The 24,110-nt window shown below is 62.8% G+C and carries 20 protein-coding genes; 12 read left to right on the top strand and 8 right to left on the bottom strand.

Annotated features, from left to right (window positions below; all coding sequences use genetic code 11):
- Positions 1 to 2 precede the first annotated feature (2 nt).
- From QMK33_RS20260 to QMK33_RS20245, 4 genes are all read right to left on the bottom strand, one after another.
- The gene (locus QMK33_RS20260; RefSeq protein WP_283566448.1) at positions 3 to 1,148 is read right to left on the bottom strand and encodes a glycoside hydrolase family 88/105 protein; all 1,146 of its coding nucleotides are present in this window, start codon (positions 1,146 to 1,148) and stop codon (positions 3 to 5) included.
- 33 nt (positions 1,149 to 1,181) lie between these two features.
- A complete protein-coding gene (locus QMK33_RS20255; RefSeq protein WP_283566447.1) occupies positions 1,182 to 2,606 on the bottom strand; it encodes a hypothetical protein in 1,425 nt (474 codons plus the stop codon).
- A 73-nt stretch (positions 2,607 to 2,679) separates the two neighbouring features.
- Positions 2,680 to 4,323, bottom strand: a complete 1,644-nt coding sequence (locus QMK33_RS20250) for a RagB/SusD family nutrient uptake outer membrane protein (RefSeq protein WP_283566446.1) — start codon at positions 4,321 to 4,323, stop codon at positions 2,680 to 2,682.
- Between the two features lie 106 nt (positions 4,324 to 4,429).
- A complete protein-coding gene (locus tag QMK33_RS20245) occupies positions 4,430 to 7,408 on the bottom strand; it encodes a SusC/RagA family TonB-linked outer membrane protein (protein WP_283566445.1) in 2,979 nt (992 codons plus the stop codon).
- 383 nt (positions 7,409 to 7,791) lie between these two features.
- On the opposite strand from QMK33_RS20245, the gene QMK33_RS20240 reads away from it, so the two are divergent.
- Complete coding sequence (locus QMK33_RS20240; RefSeq protein ID WP_283566444.1) at positions 7,792 to 8,970, top strand: LacI family DNA-binding transcriptional regulator; 1,179 nt, start codon at positions 7,792 to 7,794, stop codon at positions 8,968 to 8,970.
- Between the two features lie 919 nt (positions 8,971 to 9,889).
- Here the strand turns inward: QMK33_RS20240 and QMK33_RS20235 are convergent.
- The gene (locus QMK33_RS20235) at positions 9,890 to 10,552 is read right to left on the bottom strand and encodes a recombinase family protein (protein ID WP_283566443.1); all 663 of its coding nucleotides are present in this window, start codon (positions 10,550 to 10,552) and stop codon (positions 9,890 to 9,892) included.
- A 224-nt stretch (positions 10,553 to 10,776) separates the two neighbouring features.
- Between QMK33_RS20235 and QMK33_RS20230 the strand changes: the two genes are divergently transcribed.
- On the top strand, positions 10,777 to 11,358 hold the full coding sequence (locus tag QMK33_RS20230; protein ID WP_283566442.1) for a recombinase family protein: 582 nt from the start codon (positions 10,777 to 10,779) through the stop codon (positions 11,356 to 11,358).
- 337 nt (positions 11,359 to 11,695) lie between these two features.
- Positions 11,696 to 11,935 carry a hypothetical protein gene (locus QMK33_RS20225; protein WP_283566441.1) on the top strand — a complete coding sequence of 80 codons (240 nt, stop codon included), beginning with the start codon at positions 11,696 to 11,698 and terminating at the stop codon, positions 11,933 to 11,935.
- Positions 11,936 to 11,957: 22 nt separating this feature from the next.
- Here QMK33_RS20225 and QMK33_RS20220 read toward each other — a convergent pair whose 3' ends face one another.
- Entirely contained in the window at positions 11,958 to 13,343 is a 1,386-nt protein-coding gene (locus QMK33_RS20220) for an FAD-binding oxidoreductase (RefSeq protein WP_283566440.1), read from the bottom strand.
- A gap of 370 nt (positions 13,344 to 13,713) precedes the next feature.
- Between QMK33_RS20220 and QMK33_RS20215 the strand changes: the two genes are divergently transcribed.
- The 8 genes from QMK33_RS20215 to QMK33_RS20180 all read left to right on the top strand — a co-directional run bounded on the left by QMK33_RS20215 (position 13,714) and on the right by QMK33_RS20180 (position 21,625).
- Complete coding sequence (locus QMK33_RS20215; RefSeq protein ID WP_283566439.1) at positions 13,714 to 14,340, top strand: MarR family winged helix-turn-helix transcriptional regulator; 627 nt, start codon at positions 13,714 to 13,716, stop codon at positions 14,338 to 14,340.
- Between the two features lie 137 nt (positions 14,341 to 14,477).
- The gene (locus tag QMK33_RS20210) at positions 14,478 to 15,185 is read left to right on the top strand and encodes an ABC transporter ATP-binding protein (RefSeq protein WP_283566438.1); all 708 of its coding nucleotides are present in this window, start codon (positions 14,478 to 14,480) and stop codon (positions 15,183 to 15,185) included.
- Positions 15,186 to 15,305: 120 nt separating this feature from the next.
- Entirely contained in the window at positions 15,306 to 16,241 is a 936-nt protein-coding gene (locus tag QMK33_RS20205; protein WP_283566437.1) for an efflux RND transporter periplasmic adaptor subunit, read from the top strand.
- Between the two features lie 23 nt (positions 16,242 to 16,264).
- Entirely contained in the window at positions 16,265 to 17,386 is a 1,122-nt protein-coding gene (locus QMK33_RS20200; RefSeq protein WP_283566436.1) for an ABC transporter permease, read from the top strand.
- Between the two features lie 15 nt (positions 17,387 to 17,401).
- Positions 17,402 to 18,784, top strand: coding sequence for a TolC family protein (locus QMK33_RS20195; protein WP_283566435.1), 1,383 nt, complete (start codon positions 17,402 to 17,404; stop codon positions 18,782 to 18,784).
- Positions 18,785 to 18,870: 86 nt separating this feature from the next.
- A complete protein-coding gene (locus QMK33_RS20190) occupies positions 18,871 to 20,433 on the top strand; it encodes an MDR family MFS transporter (protein ID WP_283566434.1) in 1,563 nt (520 codons plus the stop codon).
- Between the two features lie 36 nt (positions 20,434 to 20,469).
- Positions 20,470 to 21,072, top strand: coding sequence for a DinB family protein (locus QMK33_RS20185; protein WP_283566433.1), 603 nt, complete (start codon positions 20,470 to 20,472; stop codon positions 21,070 to 21,072).
- A 58-nt stretch (positions 21,073 to 21,130) separates the two neighbouring features.
- Entirely contained in the window at positions 21,131 to 21,625 is a 495-nt protein-coding gene (locus tag QMK33_RS20180; RefSeq protein WP_283566432.1) for a cupin domain-containing protein, read from the top strand.
- 66 nt (positions 21,626 to 21,691) lie between these two features.
- Here the strand turns inward: QMK33_RS20180 and QMK33_RS20175 are convergent, their stop codons facing one another.
- Together QMK33_RS20175 and QMK33_RS20170 are read right to left on the bottom strand one after the other, a co-directional pair.
- On the bottom strand, positions 21,692 to 22,078 hold the full coding sequence (locus tag QMK33_RS20175; protein ID WP_283566431.1) for an MBL fold metallo-hydrolase: 387 nt from the start codon (positions 22,076 to 22,078) through the stop codon (positions 21,692 to 21,694).
- 262 nt (positions 22,079 to 22,340) lie between these two features.
- Positions 22,341 to 22,700, bottom strand: coding sequence for a winged helix-turn-helix transcriptional regulator (locus QMK33_RS20170; RefSeq protein WP_283566430.1), 360 nt, complete (start codon positions 22,698 to 22,700; stop codon positions 22,341 to 22,343).
- A 132-nt stretch (positions 22,701 to 22,832) separates the two neighbouring features.
- On the opposite strand from QMK33_RS20170, the gene QMK33_RS20165 reads away from it, so the two are divergent.
- A complete protein-coding gene (locus tag QMK33_RS20165) occupies positions 22,833 to 23,705 on the top strand; it encodes an alpha/beta fold hydrolase (protein WP_283566429.1) in 873 nt (290 codons plus the stop codon).
- Positions 23,706 to 24,110: the final 405 nt, after the last annotated feature.

The raw sequence follows: 24,110 nt of genomic DNA, 5'->3' as shown, positions 1-24,110 counted from the left end.
GCTTAGTGCTTGATTTTCAATATTTCTGAGCCCGCCAGCAGGTAGGCCCCGGCCCCGTACACCTCCCAGCTGTCGGCCGAAAAGTTGCGGCGCGGGTCGCCGCCAATGGGCTGCACCCAGCCCACCCGGCCCTCGGCCGACACCAATCCATTCATTGCCACCCAGGCCCTTTGCACGGCGGGCAGATAGGTGGCGCGGTCGAGCAGGCCGTTATTGATGCCCCAGGCCAGGGCGTAGCAGTCGAAGCCCGAGCCCGAGCCTTCGCCGCCGGGGTAGGCGGCGGGGTCGAGCAGGCTGGCCCGCCACAGCCCATCGGGCTGTTGCAACTGCACCAGCCGGGCGCTCATCTCCTTAAAAAGCGTGACGTAAAATGCCCGGCGCGGGTAGTCGGGCGGCAGTTCTTGCAACGTCAAGGCCAGGCCGCCGATGACCCAGCCGTTGCCCCGGCTCCAGAACACGCGCTGGCCGTTGGCCTCGCGCTGGCCCTGGCCGGGCACGGGCGAGAGGTAGCGGGCATCGCGGGCAAAGAGGTGTTCCTCGGGGTTATAAAGGCGGGCGTAGGTCTGGCGGTAGAGCGAGTCGGCGTAGGTGAAGTAGCTGGGGTCGTGCAGGGTTACGCTCATTTTGGCCAGCAGGGGCGGGGCCATAAACAGGGCATCGCACCACCACCAGGTGATGCCCTGCCGGGCTTTTTCGGGGTTGGTGGGCAGCCGGCGCAGCTTGTTTACCGTGTCGATGGTGGCCTGAATGAGCCGCTGGTCGGGCCGCAGCCGGTAGAGGTCGAAGTAGGTCTGGCCGATGGCGATGTCGTCGGCGTGGCCAAACTTGGGGCCGGGCCGCCAGCGGGTGCGCTCACCCATCGCCCGCAGCGAGTCCAGAATTTTGGGCGATTTCGTGGCCTCGTAAGCGGCAAACACGCCGGTATAAAAAGCCCCGTTGGTCCAGTCAGTGAGCGGGTGCCGGGGGTGGGCCAGCTGCCAGTTGGCCACCTTCAGCAGCTGCCGCTTAATGTAGGCGGGCCGGAACAGCCGTTGGTCGGCGGCAGCGGTAGCCGGGGTGGCCGGCCGACTACCGGCGCAGCTGCCAAGCAGCCCCATCAGCAGCCCGGTAGCGAGGAGGGCGGAAAGAAAGCGGGAGTGCAAACGCATGGTAACGAAGGTGATAGCCCTAGCCAGGGCTGGCTATTTTTTCGGCTTGTCAAAGAAATTAATCAGCCCGAACACCTGCTGGTTTAGCGCCTTCATATCGGTCAGCAGGGTGGGATAGGGCTGGTACTTGGTGTCCACAATGCCCTTGTTGGAGCCCATGTCGGGTTTGTCGGTGCCGGGCTCCGAAGCGTCATTATCCTGGTAGCGGAACCAGTGCCAGCCCACGCAGTTCCTGGCTTGCAGCAGGCCCAGGCCGAAGTTTTGGTAGAAGATGCCCCGGTCGGCTTCCTTGTGTACCAGCCAGCCCGCGCCGGCAATGTTGCTCAGGCCCGACTCCTCCGACTTGGTGTAGAACTCGGTGATAAAGAAGGGCTTAGTGGTCCACTTGGCCCAGTCGGCCATCATGCCTGGCGTGGGCCGCCAGTAGCCGTAGAAGTTGATGGAAACCAGATCCACAAAAGGCTCGGCGGCCGTGAAAACGTAGTGGTTAAACTTGGCCGACGAGTGCAGTCGGGTCCCGATGTACAGGTGGTTAGGGTCATGCTTCTTGAGGGACGGCCCCACCGCCTGGTAATACTTGCCGGCCACGTAGCCCACAAAGGCCGCCTTGAGGTCGTCGGTAATATGCGCGGTATCAGCCTTTTGGGTGCGCAGCCAGTCCAGCGCCGCCGCGTAGGCGGGCTGGGCGGGGTCGCGCAGGGCCAGCACCTGGGGCAGCAGCTTGGGCAAAAACGGTATCTCGTTGTCGGAGAAGTGCCCCAGCACGTTGGCATCTTGGGCAAATGGCTCGGCCAGCTTAGCCCGCTCCTCGCAAAAGGCCGGCCACTCGGGCTCAAACACCAGCGCCGGCTCGGGCACGGCCTTGCTGGCGGGCCGCGCCTTGGCCTGCTGATTGCCGAAAGAGGAGATAAAATTGAACATGGTGGCGTAGGTGATGGGCTTCGTCGCCGTGCGGTTATAGGTCTGAATAGCCGGAATATCTGACCACGACCCCACCCCGTTGAACCCATTATCCAGCAGCAGGCCCTGAGTCTTGGTCAGCCAGGCCTGCGCCGACGGGAACGCCGCCGCAAACGCCGCCTTGCTAGTGGCCGAGGGCGCGGGCCGCACGCTGTTCATGGGTACCGCAATGTAGGGGTGCCCGGCGGGGTCCACCATCCACCAGCGCCCCTTGTCCTGCTGCACGCGGATGAAGCCGGTCGCCTTCCAGGTGCGCCCCAGGTCGCCGCCGTACTTGCTGAGCTTGGGTGCCACAGTCGGCTTAAAACCCGGCAAGCGCTTGAGCGTCATCGACTGGTACGGCTTCCAGGGCGAGTACACCACCTGGCGGTTTTTGTCGCGGTTCCAGGCGCGGGCCTCCACGGTCACCGAATCGGCCCGCTGGGCGTGGGCGGCGGCGGGGCCGAGTAGCAGCAGCCCAAGGGCCAGGCGCGGGCGAGAATTGAGGAGGAAGGGCAAGGGTAAGGGGTTGGTTGGTGGAGAAAAAGAAGGGGGCGCGCGGAGTCCCGTGAGGCGCACCGTTGGGACGACACTAATACCCCGGATTCTGCGTCATCACCTTGGTCAGATTCGCATCAATCACCGACTGCGGAATGGGCAGCAGCTTGTCGCGGTCCGTGATTTTCGGCCCCGAGAGCTTGTTGTAGAGCTTCGTGCGTTCCAGCCACTTATTGGTGCGCAATAGCGTGTAGCGGCGGTACTCCTCCGTCACCAGCTCGCGCGAGCGCTCATCCAGGATATAGTCGAGCGTGACGTTGGCGGCCGTGATGGGCTTGGCGTGGGCGCGGGTGCGCAGGGCGTTGATAGTGACGGCCGCCCCGGCCGCGTCGCCGAGCTGAAACTGGGCCTCGGCCAGCAGCAGGTAGGTATCGGCCACGCGCAGGTAAATCTGGTCATTGTAGGTTGAGGAGTTCTGCACGTCGGTGGCTACGGGCGGCGCGTAGTCCCACTTGCGGGTGCTGGGCCAGTTGGTGCTATTCACTGCCTCAAAGCCGGTGGCGGTGGTTTTGAGGGTATCGCCCAGCTTGGCCTTGCTCGGCAGCGAGGCGGGGTTGTTGTAGAGGTAATACTTGCGGATGGCGTAAACCGAGCCGCGGTCGTCGCCAGGAGCGTACAAGTCCAGTCCGAAGCGGGTGATGCCCAGGCGGCCCAGGCCGCGCCCGCCGTACTCGGCCGATATCGCGATGGGCCGTTTGCCGCCCACCGTGATGTTATCGTAGCGGTTCACCCACCAGCGGCGCATGATGTTGAAGTCGCCGCCCAGCGAGAGGTACTCGTTTTGCAGCACCCACAGCTCCTCGGTGTTGCCCTGGCTGCGCAGCGAATTGCCATCCAAGAACATATCGGTAAAGGGCGTGCCGGGCAGCTTGCTATTCACGCCGTAGCGGGCCGTAATGAGCTTGTAGCGCGGGTTCCGTACTACGCTGAGCGCCTTGTCTTTAGCTTTCTGGTTGTCGCCGGTAGTCAGGTACAGCTCAGCCAGAAAGTGGGTGGCCATTGCGCGGGGCATCCGGTTTTCGGTGGGCGGGGTGTCGGCCATGTTGGCTTCGGCAAACAGGAAGTCGTCCTCCATCTGCTTGCGCACCTCGGCCACGGGGTTGCGGTCCCAGTCGGTGCGGATGGTGGACCCGGTGCTCTCCACCAGGTTCAGGGGTACGTCGCCGAAGAGGTAGGCCAGGTGGCGGTAGGCCATTGCCCGAATCAGGCGGGCCTCGCCCACAATCTGACCCTTATCGGCATCCGAGAGGCTCACCTTGGGGTCGTCGGCCCGCCCGATAATGGTATTGGCCGCGTTAATTAGCTGGTAGAGGTAGCGCCAGGTCTGGTTTACGCCGGCAAACAACGGGGTGTTCACCGCGCCAAAGTCCTGGAAAACCTGGTCGTTGCTCGACACGGCCGGAAAAATGCTGTACCCGTTGTCAGTGCCATCGAAAGCGGCCCCAAACGTGAGGAAGTTGGCGGCCCCGTCGGTGCCCGACCGCTCGTTGCGCACCAGGTTGTAGAGGCCATACAGCCCGGTCTCAAAGCCGGCCCGGTCCACGTACAGGTTGTCGGGGGTGAGAATGCTTTTGGGGTTCTCATCCAAAAAGTTTTTGTTGCAGCCGGAGAGCGTAGCCAGGGCCGGCCCCAGCAGCAGGGCCGCCAGCGCGTAGCGGGTGGGAAAAGTATATTCCATCTTGAAAGCGAGGGGAGAAAGGAGTTGGTTTTTCGCGGCTCATTTTTCGTTTTTCGTCGCCGGCGGTCAACAGTCATCGACGAGAAACGAGTCCCGAAAAATGGATTTAAAAGCCCACCGTGAGGCCGCCCACAAACTCGCGTTGCAGCGGGATGCTAGACTGGTTAAGCAGTTCGGGGTCGAGGCCCTTGTAGCTGGTCACCGTGGCCAGGTTGCGGCCCGTCACGTACACTTTCAGGTTGGCCAGGTGCAGGCGTTCCATAAGGGGCGTCGAAAAGTTGTAGGCCAATGACACATCCTTGAGGCGGGCAAAGGAGCCGTTCTGGTAAATGTTGACGTTGAACAGGTTAGCGTTGTTGTCGTTGGCCCAGTGCGCGGCGTTGGGGTTGTCCGGGGTCCACCAGTCCTTGCGGGTCGTGTTGCGGCGGGCATCGGTGTACACCCCGTCCTGCTCCAGCGGGTTTTCCTTGGTTACGGATGCAATGCCCTGAATAAACACCAGCAGCGAGAAGCCCCGGTACGTCACCGTGTTGGTGAGGCCGAAGGTGTAGCGGGGGTCCGTGTTGCCCTGCACCGTGCGGTCGAGGGCCGAAATCTTACCGTCGCCGTTCACGTCGGCCACCCGCACGTAGCCGGGCTTGGACGTGGGCTGGGCCGAGGCGGCTACCTCATCGGCCGAGTGGAAAATACCGTCGTACTTGTAGCCGTAGATGATGCTGATGGGCTGGCCGATAAACCAGCCGTTGTTGATGTCGTCGTTGCCGTCGCCGTACAGGTCCACGATGCGGTTCCGGTTGTAGGCCGCGTTCAGCGAAGTGGTCCAGGTCAGGCCGTTGCGGCTCAGGTTGGTCGAGGTCAGGCCCACCTCAATGCCCCGGTTCTGGGTCTTGCCGATGTTCTGCACAATGCTGTTGAAGCCCTGTACCGACGAGATAACGCGGCGCAGCAGCAGGTCGGAGGTGTTTTTCTGGTAAACGTCCACGCTGCCCTGCAAGCGGTTGTTAAAGAAGCCGAAATCGAGGCCCACGTTAACCGTGCGGGTCGATTCCCAGCTGAGTTTAGGATTACCCAGGCGCGAGGGGGTATAGCCCGGCAGCACCGTGCCCCCGAGCAGGTACGAGTTGAGGCCAAACGTGGCCAGCGACTGGTAGGGGTCCACGGCCTGGTTGCCGTTCAGGCCGTACGAGAGGCGCAGCTTGAGCAGGTTCACCACCGGCAGGGATTTCATAAAGTTCTCATTAGCAATGTTCCAGCCCACGGCCACCGACGGGAAGGTGCCGTGCTTGGTATCGACCCCAAAACCCGAGTAGCCATCGCGCCGGGCCGTGAAGGTGAGCAGGTAGCGGCTGTTGTAGCCGTAGTTGAGGCGCACCATCTGCGAAAGCAGATTCTGCTTGTTGTAGCTGGCCGTGGGCGTGAGCAGCGCGGCCGCGTTCATCTGAAAATTGGTGAGCACGTCGGCCGGAAAGCCTTTGCCTGTCAGCTGCTGGTTTTCACCATCACTGCTCTGGGTGCTGTACAGGGCCGTAACGCCCACCGTGTGCTTGCCGAAGTCCCGGTTGTAGTTCACAATGTTTTCCACCGTGAAGTTGCGGTTTTGCGTGGTCTGGTTCGTCGCAATGCCGTTGCCTTCGTAGCCGGTGCGGGTGTCGCGGCCGTAGTAGGTTTCCTGCGTCCGGTTTTCAAACTCCACGCCGGTGTTGAGGCGGTAGTTGAGGCCCGGCACGAAGGGAATATCCACCCGGAGCGAGTTGTTGCTGAAGGTGCGGTAGGCGCGGTCAGTGTTGCTGGCCAGGGTAGGCCCCAGCGGATTGCCGGCCAGGTTGTACTCGGGCCAGGCATAAATGGCAATCGAGCCGTCGGGGTTGTAGGGCGTGGCCAGCGGAATGAAAAAGTTGGCCCCGTACTCGCCCCCAAAGTCGGCCGGGTTGCCGCTGCGGTCGGTGAGCGAAAGCTGCGAGGCGGACGTAAAGTTGAGCCAGGGCTTAATCTGAACCGTGACGTTGGGGCGCAGGGTGTAGCGCTTGTAGTTGTCGTTGATGGCCACGCCGCCCACGTCGAGGTAGGTAGCGCCCACGTAAAAAGTAGCCTTCTCACTGCCGCCCGACAGCCCGATGCTGTGCTGGGAGCGGTGCCCGATGCGGGTGGCTTCCTTGTACCAGTCCGTCGATTGCCCGGCATCGTAAAGCGCCTGCTCGGAGGGCGCAATGGAGGTGGGCGGAATGTTGGCCCGGTTCTTCACGAAGGCGTAGAACTGCGAGCCGTCGAGCAGCTTGGGCTTGTTGATGATTTGCTGAAAGCCGTAGAAGCCGTCGTAGCTCACGCGCACCTGCCCGGCCTTGCCGTGCTTGGTAGTTACCAGAATAACGCCGTTTGAGCCGCGCGAGCCGTAAATGGCCGCCGCCGAGGCATCCTTGAGCACCTCAATGCTCTCCACATCGGAGGGGTTGATGTCGGAGATGCTGCCCGTGTACGGGATGCCGTCCAGAATAATCAGCGGGCCGGTATTGGCGGTGATGGAGCTGCGCCCGCGTATCAGAATGGAGGGGCTGCCCTGCTCGGCCCCACCGCCGCCGTTAATCACCGACAGGCCCGGAATGGCCCCTTGTAGCGCCTGGGCAATGTTGGTGTTGGGCAGCTGCGTGAGGCGGTCCTTGTTGATAGACACTACTGAGCCGGTGAGGTCGCTGCGCTTCTGGGTGCCGTAGCCCACCACCACTACGTCGTTAAGGGCTTGGCTCTCAGGGGCCAGCTGCAAGTCAACGGTGGTGCGGCCGGCGGCCAGCGCCACCGACTGCGCCGTGTAGCCCACCGACGAAAACGTGAGCGTGCCCCCCTCGGCCGGGATGGTCAGCGAGTAGCGCCCGGTGGCATCGGTGGTGGCGCCGGTGGTGGTGCCTTTCAGCAATACCGTTACGCCGGGCAGGCCCGAGTTGGTTTCGTCGCGCACCGTGCCGCCAACGGTGCGCGTGGCCTGCTGGGCCAGGGCCAGGCCTGGGGCCAGCGTAGCCAGCGCCCCGGCCACCAGCCCCCGGCCCAGGCGGTACCTGAAGCAACCTGCAAAACAGTAAACGTGCTTTTTCATAAAGGGTGGGAAGTGGGTGTGGTGGTGCGGGAAGGGCCAGCTTCAACCAGTAGGAACGCCGGGTGGAATATTGAAAAAATACAAATTCAATCGTAAAGCTGCCTGGGTTGCGTAGTAGCTGCGCGAAGAAAGGCTAGCGGCTTGTTTAGCTATGTTACCCAAATGTAACCTGTTTGCCCAATCTTAAAAAGGCCTTAAACGGGTAAAAAATGAAGTTTTTCTGCTAAAAAGTATCGGCACCGATGCCGGTTGCGATGCCGATACGTATTTCCGGCTGTTATTTAGCAAAAATAAGTTGGTAGTAAGCGAGTGATTACTTTTTGCCGGTTCCCGCGCTTTTTCTGACCAAATACTCACTTTATAAGTTATGTGCAACTAAGACTATGCCCGCCTGTGTCAAATGCCAGCGCCCCGATGCCGTGCTGAAAGCCGGTTTTGTGCGGGGGTTGCAGCGCTACTTCTGCAAGGCCTGCGACTACCGCTTTACCCTGCCGGGCGATGCTCCCGCCGTGTCGCGCCGCCGCACCCAAACCACCATCGACGACCTGGCGCAGGCCGTGGGCGTTACGCCCTCCACGGTGTCGCGGGCGCTCAACGGCCGTGCCGACGTGAACGCCACCACCCGCCAGGCCATTCTGGAGGCCGCCCGCCAACTCGACTATCAGCCCAACCTGCTGGCGCAGCACCTCAAAAGCAACGCCACCCACACCATCGGCGTGGTGATTCCGGATATTGAGCGGCCGTTTTTTGCCACCGCCGTCAGCGGCATTCAGCAGGTGGCCGACGAGGCCGGCTACCAGGTCATGATTTGCCAGTCGCGCGAGTCATATCCCACGGAGGTGCGCAACGTGCGCGCCCTGGTAGCCAGCCGGGTCGATGGCCTGCTGATTTGCCACTCGCGCGAAACCCAAGACTTTGACCACGTGCGCCGGCCGGCGGCCAGGGGCCTGCCGGTGGTGCATTTCGACCGGGTGAGCGACGAGGTAACCAGCGCCCGCGTGATGATTGACGACTGGAACGGGGCCTACGCCGTGGTCGAGCACCTGGCGCAGCAGGGCTGCCGCCGCATTGCCGTGCTGGCTGGCATCGAGGGGCTGCTCATCAGCCAGCAGCGGGTGGCCGGCTACCAACAGGCCCTCAAAGCGCACCGCCTAGAGGCCCGGCCCGAATGGGTACGCTACAACGATTTTCAGCCCGAGCTGACGCGGGCGGCTCTGGCATACTGGCTGGCCCTGCCCGAGCCGCCCGATGCCATTTTTGCCATCCGCTACACCGATGCCTTCGACGTGCTGCTGGGCCTCAAGCAGCGCGGCCTGCGCATTCCGGACGATGTGGCGGTGGTGGGCTTTGGCGATGAGTTCCTGGCGGGCATGATTGAGCCAGGCCTCACCACGGTTAACCTCCACCCGTACCGCATGGGCCAGCAGGCCGCCCGCCTGTTTCTGGAGCAAATTGAGCTGCGCGAGCAATTTCACCCCCGCACCTACGTCATTCAGGGTGACCTCATTGTGCGGCAGTCCTCGCGCAAAATCCGCGACGATGCCTTCCGGTTGGGCCTTTAGCCTACCCGCCTGCTTTAAAGCGCGGCGGGCGCTATGAACAGTGGCCGAACTCAACACGCACTTACAGAGCTTTTTACAGGCCTATAATCAAGGTAAACGCCTGAAAAGATTACGCCGCCAGACACAAAGCGAATTTATAAGAGTGGAATACGCTAAAAATCTTAATATCTTTATACGAGACCCAATCTACGACTTTCCGGGGCCCTATAGGGTACTGTTAAATAAACAGGGGAAAACCTCTGGCTCTGGTGCGTGGCTACCTAATTTTCATAATGAGAACCCTGGCTGACAATATATTACCCAATATGTGGACAAAACTATCGTCTTAACGTTCGTTTTCGCTGGCAGATTTTGATTGCGTTCAGGAACGTGTAAAACCATCGGTTTTCGATGCTCTTACGCCGCATTTGCACCTTAAAGTACCCGTTGCTCATTAGTTTGCTATACAAAAACGTCATACTGAACGCAGTGAAGCATCTTAATCAGAAGAGCAATCTTCACGTTTAGAGCTGGTTACGCGACTAAGATGCTTCACTGCGTTCAGCATGACATTCTTTTTTTAACATAAACTATTTGCCAACGGGTACTTATCACGAGAAACAATACCAGTTAGTCACGGACTCGGAGGATTTCCCGTATTTGTTTAACAACATCCCATATAGGTAAGATTTACTTTGCCATGCGGCAAAGTAAGCTGAATTGTTAGTGAATTAGCTATTTATAAAATTATTCTAAATAATTTGTTATCTAGCCATTAATTATAAGCCACTATGCGAGGTCTAGACCCGACTACCTTTGGCGAGTGGTTTTCACGAGTAGTAAGTGGCTTAGTAAATAAACAAAAATTTTATTGTATTAAATAATATTTGATACAATAATTTTAAATATTTTAAAGAAATTTTTATTACCCATTAATGGGTTATTCGGTTGGTTTAGGTAAGAGGCGTTGCACGCCCATGGGATGAAAGGCCTTCCCGTGCCGTGTGCGGTAACCCGACTGGTTAAGCTGCTCGGCAATGGCCCGCAACGTCGCCCCCGTTGCTCGCAGCAGGGTGGCTAACTGCGCGGCCTGCCGATTATTGAGATTGGCCTGCGCATTTTCGCGCATGGCCACCCACGACTTTTCCCGGGCGGCCTGGGTCAAATTAGCCGGCGTGCCCAGCTGCGCGCCCCGCGCTTTCTTGGCGGCGAGCGCCTCGCGGGTGCGGGAGGAAATAGCCGACGCTTCTTTCTGGGCGACGGCCGCCATGATGTGGAGGGTAAACTCATCGGCGGCCGGCAGGTCGACGGCCTGGAAGCGCACCCGGCTTTCCATGAGGGTGGCCAGGAAGACGACGTTGCGCGCCAGTCGGTCCAGTTTAGCCACGAGTAACACCGCGTCCTCCTGCCGAGCGCGGGCAATAGCCGCCTGCAACTGAGGCCGCGCGTTTTTGCGGCCGCTCTCAATTTCGACAAACGTAGCCACTAAGGTGGAGTCGCCGCGCAGGAAATTTTGCACGGCTGCTTGCTGGGCATCGAGGCCCAAACCGGATTGGCCCTGGCGGACGGTACTGACACGGAAGTAGGCCACGAATTTGGTCATCGGGGCAAAAGTACCCCTGTTTTACTATTTGTCACAAAAGTTAAACGTGCGTTGCTAAGATGTAAAATGGTGTGCTTTTACCTTATATCTCCCCAAATCCGGTTTTGTACTCGCCTTTTGTGCCATGACTTCACTGCCCATCTATACTCCTTAGTATAGAGTCTCCACCCAAAAGCAAGGAATCTCGGGGCTCGGTCTCGAAGCTCAGCAGGCCGCGGTCCGCGGTGCGGGCCTTCGTCCCCGACCCCGCGCAGCTACTGAGCGAGTACGTCGAAATCGAGAGTGGCAAAAAGGACCAGCGCCCCCAGCTGCTCGCCGCCCTGGCCGAGGCTCGGCGGGTAGGTAGCACGCTGCTCATCGCCAAACTCGACCGCCTCTCCAGGAATGCCAGCTTCATCCTGGCCCTGCGTGATTCGGGGGTGGACTTTGTCTGCTGCGACATACCCGACGCCAACACCCTCACCGTAGGTCTCTTCGCCGTGCTCGCGCAGCACGAGCGGGAGACGATTTCCAAACGCACCAAGGACGCGCTCGCCGCCAAGAAAGCGCAGGGTGACCAGCTGGGTAATCCGCAGAACGTGACGCCGGCCATCAACCGGCAGGGTCGGGAAGCCATGCAGCGCAATGCCCGCGAACACCAAGCCAATCGCCAGGCCGCGCAGTTGGCCGAACTCCTGCGGGCAAAGGGGCAGACGTTGTGGCAAATCGCTACTAAGCTCAACGAAGCGGGTTACCGCACCCGACGTGGGAAGGGGTTTCATGCCACCACGGTCCACCGACTGCTATATATGCCGCTCGTTACGTGATGGCGGTAAGCCTAAACCGTCCAGCGTAATCGGACCACCTCAACCTTCCCCCAAGTACTGCGCATCGAGGTGCAGCAGGCCGTTTACCAGTATTTTCAGCAGGGGGCGGAACTGGTGCCAACCGAAGCCGATTTTTCCGGCTAGCTGGCGGGCTTGCCCCCAGCACTCACTAGGCTGTACCGGGCCACCGGCTTTACTGCGGCGCGGCATAATCTGTCATTTAAGCGGTTTCTGCTCGAAGTCCGGGGCTTTTCGTTGCACGAGCACCTGACGCAGCAGCTCAGCCCCGCAGCCTTTGCGTGGTGGCTCACACTTGACGAGCACGGCTCCGGCCCGAATGCCAATCGCCTTGTGTCTGAGCGTGAGCACCGTAGCGCACGAAAAAATCAAGGCCATTGCACCCCAAAACCACGCTTACCGGGCCACGAGCCTGAGCCGCAATGGCCTCAACATCCTGCGGCAGCTCACGCGGCCCAATGCCCGACTGCAAGAGCCAGTGGCCCGTAAAATTACGGCCCTGTTAGACTGGATTATTCGACAAGTTACTTATTATCAACTCCCTAAAATAGTAGGGTAGAGTGGGCAATAAGCTATTCTTGTCACTCGGCTGGCTCCACGTTGAGGTTGAACCGGAAGAGATTTTCCGGGTCGTAGCGGCGCTTCACTTCCCGCAATCGTAGCCAGGAGCTTTCTGTGAAAGCGGCGGCTACCTGTACTTGCTGGTCGCCGCGCAGGTAATTGTAGTACAACTCGCCCGTGAGCACGGGGGCCAGGCGAGCAAACGTTTCCTCAGTAACCTGCTTCACTTCTTCCCAACCACTTTGCTCGGGCATCGTCACGGTATGCAGCATGAAGGCGGCCGTGGGCGTGCGGGAAGCCTGGCTGGGCAGCGGGCCAGCCACGCTGGGCGTGAGGTGGCCGCCGAGCTGCAGGATTTCCAGCTGCAAAAGGGGCGGAAACTCCGACCGGCCGATTTCGACCAGCAGCGCGATGGCCTCGTCGCTCAACTCCCGCAGAAAGCCCGCCTGGTCGTACGTAATGGCGGAGGACTCGTGGGAGGCCGGCTCCGCGGCCGCGATGGCGGGGTAGGCCATCATTTTTACCTGGTCGAGGGCCGGCTCGCCGAATACGGCCAGTGAGGCGAGCACCTGCGCCTGGGTAGCTGGGTCGGCGTGGCACAGCCCCACGATGCAGGCCGACTTACCCCGGATAGAAGCCGGAAACTGGGGGGCATCGGGCACGCGCATCAGGCGAAACACGGTGCTGGTAGCTTGGCTCAACGTGGCCGCCCAGTCGCGGTAGAGCGGGAGTAGTTCGGCCACGCGCGCCATTGGGTACCAGCGCAGGCCCGCCAGCATATCGTGCGGCTCGGCCACCAATTGCAGCTCCAGCTCGGCTACCACGCCCAGGTTGCCCCCGCCCCCGCGCAGGCCCCAAAACAGGTCGGGGTGCTCGGTGGCGCTGGCGTGCACTATTTCGCCCGAGGCCAGCACCACGGTCGCGCCCACTACGTATTCGCAGCATTCGCCATGCTTGCGCACCAGCCAGCCAATGCCGCCGCCCAGCGTGTAGCCAATCACGCCCACGCTGCTTACCTGCCCCGAGAGCCCCACCAGGCCGTGCGGCTGCGTTTGGGTCAGCAGGTCCTTCCAGCTCACGCCCGGCCCCATCCGCACCCGGCGGGTAGCGGTATCAAGGTCGATGGCGTTGAGCTTGTCGAGCTTGAGGAGCAGGCCGCCGTCGCAGGCTTTGGCAATGCCGTGTCCGGTGGCCTGCACGCCCAGCGGCAGGCCCTGGGTGCGGGCGTAGGTGATGGCCAGTACTAAATCAGCCACGTTGGCGGCTTCTACCACCAAGGCCGGGTGCTGGTCAATGACGCGCAGCCACGGCGCGCGGGCTTCGTCGTAGCCGGCATCGCCGGGCAGTAGCAGCAGGCCGGTTAGCGCGGCCCGCAGGGTAGCAACGGAAGTAGGAGGAGTATGCATTGCTAGAGAGAAATAGTGGCCGGAGCAGCCGCATGCAGGGTATCCGGCAAGGGCGCGGTAGTAGTCCGGCCGGCCGCTTAGCCGTCGGTGATGGTAACGGCCTCGTGCAGACACTGGTTGCTCGTGAGCTAACTCACCAGGAACGCAGCCACGAACAGGCGGTCGTACCAGGGTAAAGTCCACGGCTTCTGCTCCTAAGTATGCTGCGGCGTTTTCGTGGCCAAGCCGCAGCAAACTGACAGCGCTGCCGCTTTGGGTGAGAAGGTGAGGTAGGTTTGCCCGCTGAGTTAGTAGTATTAAAAGTAGATTTGCTACGAAATCAAATTAATATGTCGGCGGCAAAGCTGCTTTTTTTCCTGATTCATTGCCGATGAATGATGCTTTTGCCCTCTTGCAGCAGTTGCTGCCCGAACTAGCCACCTACGCCCAAACCGCCGACAACCCGCAGGTGGCTGATTTTGCGGCCTGGCTGCACCGGCGCACCGCCCTGCCCGCTGCGCCCGCTGCCCAGCTGCCGCCCCAGGAGCCGGCTTTTCTCAACCACCTCTCGCCCCTGACGCAGTTGGGGCCGTTGGTAGCGCGCCTCCAGCACTTTACCCACCTGCGGGCGCAGCAGCTGCTGGCCGACCTGGTCCCCATTACCAGCCTGCGCGATTTTATCGTGCTGGCCGCCATCACCAACCAGGCGGCCCCCACCAAATCGGAGATTGCCGCCACGTCGCTGCTGGAAATGAGCACTATCACCGAAATCTCCCGCCGCCTCGTGCAGGCTGGCCTGGTAACGGAAGTGACTGACCCTCAGGACCGCCGCACTCGCCGCCTGCAAGTAGCCCCGGCCGGCCGGCGGCTCTTCGATAAAGCCACCGCCCGCATGGAGCAACTCAGCCCCGACCTCTACGAGGCGCTGACGGCGGGCGAGCAGGCCGAGTTGCGGCGGCTGCTCAGCCTAGTAAATGCGGCCCATACCAGCGCCGTTGGGCGCAAAGCGGGTGAGTAAGCCTCCGGGCGGACCGCCATTTTCTATTTATTTGATTATCAATTAGTAACGCATTTATTGCCTATTTATTTCAATTTCGTAGCAATCATTATTTAAAATTCGTAGTAAATTTACTTCTTCAACGAAGTATCCACGCCATGGTCCCGTCTCCTTCTTATGTGGCCCAGGTGCGGCAGGCCAGCAAGGTGTACCAGACCGGCGACACCACCATTACGGCGCTGGAACCCAGCGACCTGGATGTGCGGGCTGGCGAATTGCTGCTGATTATCGGGCCGTCGGGCTCGGGTAAAACCACCCTGCTCTCGCTGCTAGGCTGCGTCATCTACCCCACGCAGGGGCAGGTAGTGGTGGGCGGCCAGGATATCTCCCAACTCAACGAAACCCAACTGGCCGCGTTGCGGCTGCACTACATCGGGTTCGTTTTTCAGAGCTTCAACCTGATTCAGCCGCTCACGGCCGAGGATAACGTGTTGTTGCCCTTGCGCTTGCAGCAGGTGCCGGCCGCCGAGGCGCGGGAGCGCGCCCGCCGCGCCCTGGCCACGGTGGGCATGAGCGACCGCGCCCGGCAGCTGCCCAAGCAGCTTTCGGGCGGGCAGCAGCAGCGCGTGGCCATTGCCCGCGCCCTGGTAACGGAGCCGCCCCTGGTGCTGTGCGACGAGCCGACCGCCGCCCTCGACCCCAAATCGGCGGAGGTGGTGATGCGCGAGTTGAAAACCCTGGCCAGCCAGGGCAAGGCGCTGGCCGTCGTGACCCACGATATGCGCCTGCGGGCCTTCGCCGACCGCATCGTGTACGTAGACCAGGGCCGGGTCAGCACCGAGCCCCCGGCCGACGAGCTGCATTAGCGCGGTTTGAGTAAGCTGACCAGCTAATTTTTCAGGCGGTTTCACTCCCCTCTCCGCAAGGCAAGCCGCCGTAGTTCCCGCCGGCTTTATCTCCGTTATAACCTTGTTTTCCTGCTAATTATGCGTTTCATCTTCATCCTGCCGGCCGTGTTGCTAGTGGCCTGCTCGGCCAAGGAAAGCACTACGTCGGCTGCCGGGCCGGCCCCGGTGCAGCCCGCCACGGTGCGGGAAGTGGTGGCGCTGGGTCGCATCGAGCCCGAGCACAAGCTCACCAGCCTGGCGGCGCAGGCCAGCGGCGTGGTGGAGGCGCTGCCCGTGGCCGAAGGTCAGGAAGTGAAAAAAGGCGAGTTGCTGCTCACCCTCAACCACGCCGTGGAGCAGGCCCAGGTAACCCAGGCGCGGAGCCAGCTCGGCACCCAGCAGGCCCAGATTGCGGCCGACGCGGCGGCCCTGCGCAGCGCCCAGGCCCAGGCCCGCAACCTGGCCCGCACCGCCCAGCGGGTGCAGGAGCTGACCGCCCGCGGAGCCGAAACCGCCCAGAGCCGCGACGATGCCCAGACCCAGGCCACTACCCAGCAGCAGGAAGTGGCCCGCCTGCAAGCCGCCGCCCAAAGCGCTCAGGCCCAATTGGCTACGCTGCGGGCCGGCGTGGCCGTGGCCGAGGCCCAGCTGCGCCAGCGCTTCGTGTACGCGCCCGGCGCGGGGCGCGTGCTGAAGTGGGAGGCCGAGGTGGGCGGCAGCGTGAGCCCCGGCACGTCGCTGGGTGATTTTGCGCCCGCCGGCCGCCCCACCGTGCTGTGCGAGGTGGACGAGCTGTTTGCCAGCCGGGTGCGGGTGGGCCAGGCCGCCTACGTGCGGCCCCAGGGCGGCACCGAGCACCTGGCCTCGGGCACGGTGCTGTTTGCCGCGCCCTACCTCAAGCAGAAATCGCTGTTTGCCGCCACCGCCGGCGCGGCCGAAGACCGCCGGGTGCGCGAGGTGCGCGTGGTGCTGCCCGTGGGCGGCGATAAGCTGCTGCTCAACAGCCGGGTAGAGTGCGTGATTGACTTGCAGTAACCTTGAAGTAACCCCACCCGGCCATGTTTCGCACCGCGCTTCAATTCATTCTCTTTGATAAGGCCAAGGGCATTGGGGCGCTGCTGGGCATCGTCATCAGCCTGTTTCTGATTGGGCAGCAGAGCGGGATATTCCTGTACCTGACGGGGGCCATGTCGAGCCTGGTGGACAACACCGCCGCCGACCTGTGGGTGGTGGACAACCGCACGACCAACGTGAACGCCCTGGCCCAGTTCGACACCCGAATTCTGCGCGAGGTGGCCAGCCTGCCGGGCGTGGCGCGGGCCTACCCGGTTATCATCGCGGGCGGGGCGGCCAGCTTCCCCGACGGCACCAATGCGGGGGTGCAACTTATTGGCTCCGAGGCCCCCGCGTTTCGGGCTGGCCCCCGCACGCTGGTGCAGGGCAGCTACGCCGACCTGGTGCCCGACGGGGCCATGAGCTTCGACCTCTTCGACAGCAAGGCGCTGGGCGGGGCGCGGGTGGGGGCAGTGTTTGAAATCGGGGGCAAGCGCGTGTACCTGGCCACCATGAGCGAGGGCCTGCGCGGCTTCGGCGCGGTGTATATGTACACCACGCTGGAACGCGCCCGCTACCTGGCCAACATTCCGACCACCAAAATCAGCGCCGTGCTCGTGGACGTGCGGCCCGGTGCCGACCCGCAGCAAGTGCGCGACCTCATCAACCGAAGCATTTACGGGGTGCGGGCCTGGCAGCCGGCCGCGTTTGCGGCGGCCACCAAAAAAACGGTGCTGGGCACTTCGGGCATTGCCACCAGCTTCGGCACGCTCATCGTGTTTGCCGTCATTTCGGGCTTTTTTATCATCGGCCTCACGCTTTATTCCACGGCAACCGACCGCCTCAAGGACTACGGCACGCTCAAGGCCATCGGGGCCAGCAATGGCTACGTGGCCCGGCTGATTCTGCTGCAAGCGGTGCTGTTTGCGCTGGTGGGGTTTGGCGTGGGCTACGGCTTTATCGAGCTTTTTCGCTTCGGCATCAGCCAGGTGGGGGTGCTCTTTAGCCTGGGCTGGGGGCTGCGGGCGGTGTTTCTGGGCCTCACCCTGCTCATCAGCCTCGGTGGGTCGGTGTTCGCCATCCGCCGCATCAACGGGGTGGAGCCGGCCAGTGTTTTTCGGGGCTGATTTCTACCTATCGTTATGCGTAAGCTTCTCCTGTTAATTGCGCTGGCCGGCCCCGCCCCAGTCCTGGCCCAACCTGCCGCCCGGCTAGCCCTGCCGGCCGCTACCGCCGCCGTGCCCACCGAACTTAGTCTGGACCAAGCCCTTAGCCTGGCCCGCACTCACCAGGGCGCGTACCAGAACCTAGCCCTGGACGAGCAGATTGCCGGGCAGGCCGCCCGCGCCGCGCGGGGCCTCTACGCGCCTCAGCTGGGCGCGGCGGCCGACCTGCGCTACAACGCCATTCTGCCCACCAACATCATTCCCAACTTTGCCAACCCGGCCTCGGGCGAGCGGCTGGCGTTGCAGTTTGGCACCCGCTACCAGGCCAGCGCGGGCTTCACCGCCACCCAGCGCCTCTACGATGCCAGCGCCCTGGCCCAGCGCCAGGTGGCGGCCGTGAACGAGCAGCTGGCCGCCAACGCCACCCGGCGCGGCCGCGTGACGCTGGTGCAAACCGTGAACGCGGCCTACTACGAGGCCCTGCTGCGCGAAACCCAACTCGCCTTTGCCGAGGCCGACCAGGCCCGCACCCAAGCCGCGTACCAGGATATAATGGCCCGCCAGCAAGCCGGCCGGGCGCTGGCTACCGACGTGAGCGCCGCCCAAATCACGGCCCGCACCGCCGGCCTGGCCCTGGATTTGGCCCGCCAGAACATCGGCCTCAGCAAGCAGAACCTGCTGGCCGTGCTGGGCTTGCCCGCCGCCCCGGCCGCCGCCCTGCGCCTCACCGACCCGCTGGCCGCCCTGCTCGCCGCCCGCGCCGACACGGCCGCCTGGACCGCCCCCACCAGCGCGGCACAGCGGCCGGAGTTGGAGCAGGAAGCGCTGAACGCCCGGCTGGCCACCGCCACCGGCCAAGCCGAGCGGAGCGGCTACCGCCCCACGGTGGGCGTGGTGGGCTACCTGGGGGCCAACGGCTACGACAATGGCCTGGTCAACGCTCTCGACCCCGTTCACCACTGGTACGGCAACTCCTACGTGGCCCTGCAAGCCAGCCTACCCCTGCTCGACGGCTCGGCCCGCGCCACCCGCGTCGAAACCCAGCGCCTGCGCCAGCAGCAGGCCCAAAACCGCCGGGCCGACTTGCGGCAAAGCACTGATTACGAGGTAGCCAATGCCCGCGTTCAGCTGCAAAATGCCTGGCAAACCCTGCGCGTGCGCCAGGCCAACGTGGCCGTGGCTGCCCAAAGCGCCGGCTTGGTGGCCCTGCGCCAGCAGGCCGGCCGCGCCCTGCCCCGCGAAGCCCTCGATGCCGAAGCCACCCGCCAGCAAACCCAGCGCGACTACCTCCAGGCGGTGTATGATTTTCTGGCCGCCCGGCTCGAATACGCCCGCACCACGGGCGCGCTGGCAGAGTAGGTTTTCGCTGAAAGCAGGCGATTATACGGCCTGCCTGGCTGAGTCACCCCTGATTAGTCGCCTTACCAGATTCATCTCCCTTTGCCATGTCCGAAACCCTTACCCCGCGCCAACGGCGGCTCACGTTTGCCGGCATCCTGCTGGCCCTGTTTCTGGGGGCGCTCGACCAGACGATTGTGAGCACGGCCCTGCCGCGCATCGTGGCCGATTTGCACGGGCTGGCGCGTTTTAGCTGGGTAGCCACGGCCTACCTGGTGGCCAGTACGGCCCTGGTGCCGATTTATGGCAAGCTGGCCGATATGTACGCCCGGCGTACGATAGAAGTGGTGGCCATCAGCGTGTTCCTGGTGGGGTCGATGCTGTGCGGGCTGGCGGGGCAGTTTGGGCCGCTGCCGCTGCTGGGCGATGGCATGAGCCAGCTCATCATCTTTCGGGCGGTGCAGGGGCTGGGGGGCGCGGGGCTATTTGCGCTGGCTTTCATCGTGATTGCTGACCTGTTTGCCCCCGCCGAGCGCGGCAAGTACCAGGGGTTCGTAGGGGCCGTATTCGGGCTCTCGTCGGTGCTGGGGCCGGTGCTGGGCGGCTTCCTCACCGACCACGGCACGGGCCTGCTGCCCGGCGTAGCGGGCTGGCGGCTGGTGTTTTACGTGAACCTGCCGGTGGGGCTGCTGGCGCTGTGGTTTGTGCTGAGCCAGATGCCGCCGCTGCGCCCGCGCACCGCACCCCAAGCCTTTGATTTTCTGTCGGCCGCGCTGCTGGCCGGGGGGCTGGGCACGCTGGTAGTGGCCTTGCAGCTCGACAAGGCGCACCACGGCTGGACGGCCCCGCTCACGCTGGCGCTGCTGGCCGGGGCCGGGCTGGCGCTGGCCGCGTTCGTGGGGCGCAGCCGCCGCCACGCCAACCCGATTCTCAACTTCGGGTTGTTTGATAGTCAGTTGTTTCGGGCGGCCACCGGCATGGCGCTGCTGGTGGGCGGCGCGTTTTTGAGCCTCGTTATTTTCGAGCCGCTTTTCATGGTGAACGTGCTGGGCACGTCGGCCACGCGGGCGGGTATCAGCCTGGTACCACTCTCGCTGGGCGTGGCGCTGAGTTCGCTCGTGGGGGGGCGGCTGGTGTCGCGCTACGGGCACTACACCTACTGGTTGCGGGGCGGGGCGGGGCTCCTGCTGCTGGGCGTGGGGCTGCTGGCGACCATGCCGGCCACGGTAAGCTACGCGCGGGTGCTGGGCTACCTGGCCCTGTGCGGGCTGGGCGTGGGGCCGGCCTTTCCGCTGCTCACGCTGGCCGTGCAGAATGCCAGCGAGCCCCGGCTCATCGGGCAGTCCACGGCGGCGGTGCAGTTTTTCCGGCAGATTGGCGGCACCCTGGCGGCCTCGGTGCTGGGCGCGGTGCTGGCCCTGGCGCTGGCCACTACGCTGCCCGCCAGCCAGTTACCCGCGCCGGCTGGGCCGGCCGCGCTACGCCCCGCCGTAGCGGCCCAGGGGCTGGGGCCGGCGGCCCCGCCGGCCAGTGGCGGCCCGTCGCCGGCCGTGCGGGAGGCGTTTGCCGGGGCCGTGCGGCAGGTATATCGCGGTACCCTGTTGCTGGTAGCGGGGGCGTTGGTGTGCGCCTTTTTCATTCCTGAAGTCCCGTTGCGCACGGCGGTCTAAATGACTCTTTTCAACTCCAACCCAATTTTATTCCTCATGAATATTCCCCAATACGTGGCCGACCTGCACGCGAATTCGCAGGCTGCCCTCGAACTCATCCGGCACTACACCCCGGCGCAACTCGCGGCCAAAAACGCGGGCGAGTGCAGCGTGGCCGAGCTGCTGGAACACATTTGTATATCCGACCGGCGCACCCTGGACTTTCTCACCAGCCAGTCGGGCAGCGTGGCCGAGGTCAGTGAGCTGCACGGCGACGAAAAGCTCCGGCGCGTAGTGGTGGAGTACAAGGGCGGCCCCAAAATCACGGCCATCGAGCTGCAAGAGCTAACCGGGGCCGTGACGGACGTGCCGGGCTTCCGGGAGCTGTTTTTGCGCCAGCGCCTCCAATTGCAGCAAGCCCTCGAAGGCGGCCACATTGCCCTCACTAACCACACCTACCCGCACCTCTACCTCGGCGCGATGACCGTAACCGACTGGCTGCGCTACCTGCTGCACCACACCAACCGCCACCTGGGCGACATCCGCGACGTGGTGCTGACCGTCAAAACCTGGGACCCGGCGCGGGAAGCCGAATTGACCGCCGCCCGCCAGCAAGCCGAAAAAAACAGGGATAATTCAACGGCTCCAAACGGCCAATAAATCAAGGCTATTGGGCTGCCGGCTTCACCGGCCGGCGGCCCGTTTTCCCTACCCCCTTATGCAAGCCGAACCCCTTATTCCGCCGCTGGTTGCCAGCCGCGACGACGCGCCCGCCTATTGGCAGGGCGATATTTTGTGGCTGATGCTGGCCACCGGCGCGCAAACCAACGGGCAATACGCCCTGCTGGAGCAACTCTGCCGCGAAGGCTCCGGCCCTGGCCCCCACCAACATACGCAGCACGAGGCGCTATACCTTATGGAAGGCACGGCCGAAATCCACATCGGCAACCAAACGGTGCAGGCCAAAGCAGGCGCGGTGGTGTTCATTCCCCGGCACACCACGCACAGCTTCCGCATTACCAGCCCCGTGGCCCGGCTGCTGAACACCTACGCGCCAGCCGGCTTCGAGGAATTCGTGCAGCAAACCGCCGCCCCCGCCGCCGCCCGCACCCTGCCGCCGCCCGGCCAGGCAGATAAGCCTCAGCTACCTAAAGACCAGCTAGTTGCGCTAGCCGCCAAGTGCGGCATGACGATGCCGGAGCTGGAAAAGTAGGCTTTTCTACCCAGCGGGAGCGGGCTGGTTTTGAGTAGCCCGGCCAACGTTCATTGGGATAGCCGCTTAGTCCTCAAACTCCCAACCAAACGCCTCCCCGTTGCGCGAAATCCGACCCACGGAGCTACCGGGGAAGTGGCTGCTGAAGTAGCGGATGTCGCGGTCGGCCACGGTAGTGGCGAGCCAGCGCCGAGCGGCTCGGGCAGCCTCCGGAAACTCGCAGAACATGGATGTCAGCTCCGGGTCGTATAGCTCAAACGGGTGATGCACCACATCGCCCCCGAAAATAGCCTGCTGCTGCTGCTGCTGGGCCACCTCAATGGAGGCGTGGCAAATACTGTGGCCCGGCGTGGGCAGAAAACGAATCCCCGGCAGCACTTCCGTGCCGTCCACCGCAGTGCGGCGCACCAGGCCGGCCCGCTGGCGCTTAGCGTACTCAACGTGTAAGCGCAATGAAGTGGCACGGCACGGCCTACTTGGCAAAACCATGCATGCGCAGCCTCCTCCCAAAGTAGCATATACCTCACGGATTTTGGCCGAACGTTGCCGCCCATTGTTGAGGCTGTGACTCAATGGGAGAAAATTGCCGGGCTTATCTGGAGCGGGTATTGGATTCTTACTGACTGAGGTTTCACGTCACCTCAGCTGAAGCTTCCCAAAGACGCTTTTGCTACCTCAAGCACGCTTATTAGCCACGCCCCCCGTTCGGCCCTGTCTAGTTAGATACTACCAGGGTTATTTCGCTACGCAAGGCTCCCGGCTGCACCGCATCGTAGTGGCGGCCCCAGCTACGCAGGGCCTCAATCAAGGGCCCCACCGAACGCCCTAAGTCGGTCAGGGAGTACTCGACCCGCGGTGGTACTACGCTATGCACCGTGCGATGCACCAGCCCATACTGCTCTAACTCGCGTACTACCTTCACCAGCATCCGGGGGCTGATGGCGGGCAGCAGTTGTTCCAGTTCACTAAAGCGGCGGGTGCCTTCCAGTAATTGGTGGAGCGTCAGGAGCTTCCATTTGCCGCTGAGCAAGGTGAGCGTGAGGTCGACCGGGCAAGAAAGAAGCGGAGGAGCCATAATTTTTTCAGTCTGATAATGAGCAAAACTTCCCGCTGGTATAGTGCCTTACCAACCAGTAACCAGTTGTAAAAGTATAGTGCCTTTAAATAGGTTTGTAACTTCTTGTGCGCAACGCTAACGAACTCATTTATGGCCACTTCCCCTGAGTCCTCGCCCGAAGCGCCGGCCGTCAGCCATTATTTTGCCGACGTCAACGGTATCCGCATTCACTACGCCACGGCTGGGCAGGGCGAGGCCCTGCTGCTGCTGCACGGCTGGCCCTTCACCTGGTACACCTGGCGGCTGGTGCTGCCCGCGCTGACCCGGCACTACACCGTCATCATGCCCGACCTGCGCGGCATTGGCCAGACGAGCCGGCCCGCCACCGGCTACGACAGCCGCACGCGCGCCGCCGACGCGGCGGGCCTGTTGCACCACCTGGGCTTCGAGCAGGCCTGCGTGATGGGGCACGACTTGGGCGTGGAAATCGCCTTTATGACGGCTTTGGCTTACCCGCAGCTCGTGCGCAAGCTCGTGCTCAGCGAGGCCATTGTGGGGGGCTTGCCGGGGGCGGAGACCTTCTTGCAAAATGCGCCCTGGTGGTTCGGCTTCCACGCCGTGCCCGACCTGCCGGCCGCAGTAATTACGGGCCACGAGGCCCGGTACCTGAATTGGTTCTACCAGCACAGCACCTACCAGCAGCGCGGCATTGCCGCCGAGGCCCGCGCCGAATACGTGGCGGCCTACACCGGCACCGAGGCCCTGCAAGGCAGCTTCCGGCACTACCAGGCTTTCCCGCAAAACCGCCAGCAAGTAGTCGAAGCGCTGGCACATGGGCAGCGCCTGACCTGCCCCACGCTGGCCGTGTGCGGCAACGTGGTGGGCGAAGTGCTCTTCCAGCAGCTGCGCCCCATCACCGATTCGCTGGAGACCCACCTCCTACCCGAGTGCGGCCACGTAGTGCAGGAGGAGCAGCCCGAACAGCTCCAGCGCTTACTACTGGATTTTCTGGCTGAAGACTGATAGTGGACTCACCACCATAGAATCCGGGATAGGCTTTTCATCCTCCTTTTTTCCTTTCGCACGAGAATCGCCGTAACTGGTTTGCTGGGAAATAGCAGTGAGCTAATGGCTAAGCACCCACCCACCCAAGGCCACGCTGTAATAGCCTGCCGGGCGCAACCGAAGGCTGCCGGGAGCTTTGTTCTCGCGAAGCCCTGGACGGACGGTCGGCTCAATGGCTAGAGCCAAACCGACGGCTGCCCCGCTGGCAATAGCTCCGTTTTCGTGAAGCAGATAGCTGTATGGTCCCGGAGGATGGGGGAGGGATTTTGCGTCGTAGCTTTCAGGCCAACTTATGGGAAAACTACCACACGGCTGCGCCACAACAACGCCGGCAACTCGGCGCCTTATCCAGCAAAGTGCAGA

Source organism: Hymenobacter sp. H14-R3 (genome assembly GCF_030063445.1).
Taxonomy (GTDB): domain Bacteria; phylum Bacteroidota; class Bacteroidia; order Cytophagales; family Hymenobacteraceae; genus Hymenobacter.
The sequence above is the reverse complement of the archived record's forward strand: the minus strand, read 5'-3'. Positions and strand labels throughout refer to the sequence as shown.